Here is a 1,145-nt window from a genome sequence, read left to right as displayed (position 1 = left end):
CGAATGGGAAGTTGGATCGGCGTGCGTTGCCGGTGCCGGAGGTCCGGGGGGCTGGTGCGGGGCGGGGGCCGCGTACGGCCGTGGAGCGGGTGCTGTGTGGTTTGTTCGCTGAGGTGTTGGGTGTGGAGCGGGTGGGGGTTGAGGAGGGGTTCTTCGATCTGGGTGGGCATTCGCTGCTGGCGACGCGGTTGGTGTCGCGGGTGCGGTCTGAGCTGGGAGTGGACGTGGCGGTAGGGGCGGTGTTCGAGGCCCCGACGGTGGCCGGGCTGGCACATCGGCTCGCGGGGGGCGCGGTGGGTCAGGCGGGTGGGGAGCGGCCGGGGTTGGTGCGGTGTGATCGGCGGCCGGAGCGGTTGCCGGTGTCGTTCGCGCAGAGTCGGTTGTGGTTCCTGTATCGGTTGGAGGGCCGATCGGCGACGTACAACATTCCGTTGGTGGTGCGGTTGTCGGGTGCGGTGGACGGTGAGGCGCTGGGGTGGGCGTTGCGGGATGTGGTGGGTCGGCATGAGAGCTTGCGGACGGTTTTCGTCGAGGTGGATGGGGTGGTCTGTCAGCGGGTGCTGTCGGTGGAGGAGGCCGACCGGCGGTGGCCGGGTCTGGAGACGGTCACGGTGGGCGGCCGGGCCGAGGCCGAGCGGGCGGTGGCCGAGGTGGTGCGGTACGCCTTCGATCTGGGGGACGAACTGCCGCTGCGGGCGGTGATGGTGCGCGAGTCCGCGTCGGCGGGGTCCGCATGCACGCTGGCGTTGGTGATGCATCACATCGCTGCGGACGGGTGGTCGCTGGGGCCGCTGTGGCGGGATGTGGTGCGCGCTTATGGCGCGCGGCGGGAGGGCCGGGTACTCGGGTGGGAGCCGTTGCCGGTGCAGTATGCCGACTACACGCTCTGGCAACGGGAGGTACTGGGCTCCCCTGACGTGCCGGGCAGTGTGCTGGCTGACCAGCTGGAGTACTGGCGAGCCAAGCTCGAGGGCGCTCCCGAGCAGCTTCCGTTGCCCATTGATCGGCCGCGTCCTGCGGTGGCGAGTCATCGGGGTGCGACGGTGGGGTTTGTGTGGCCGGGGTGGTTGCACGGTGGGTTGGTGGGGGTGGCGGGTGCGGAGGGTGCGACGTTGTTCATGGCGTTGCATGCGGGGCTTGTGGCG

The 1,145-nt window shown here is 70.5% G+C and carries 1 protein-coding gene; it reads left to right on the top strand.

All coding sequences use genetic code 11. From position 1 onward, the window contains the following. On the top strand, positions 1-1,145 hold a 1,145-nt coding region (locus ABD329_RS47795; protein WP_425574486.1), incomplete at both ends, for a condensation domain-containing protein.

The organism is Streptomyces javensis, assembly GCF_039525925.1.
Taxonomy (GTDB): domain Bacteria; phylum Actinomycetota; class Actinomycetes; order Streptomycetales; family Streptomycetaceae; genus Streptomyces; species Streptomyces asiaticus.
This window is presented reverse-complemented; position numbering and strand designations above follow the sequence as displayed.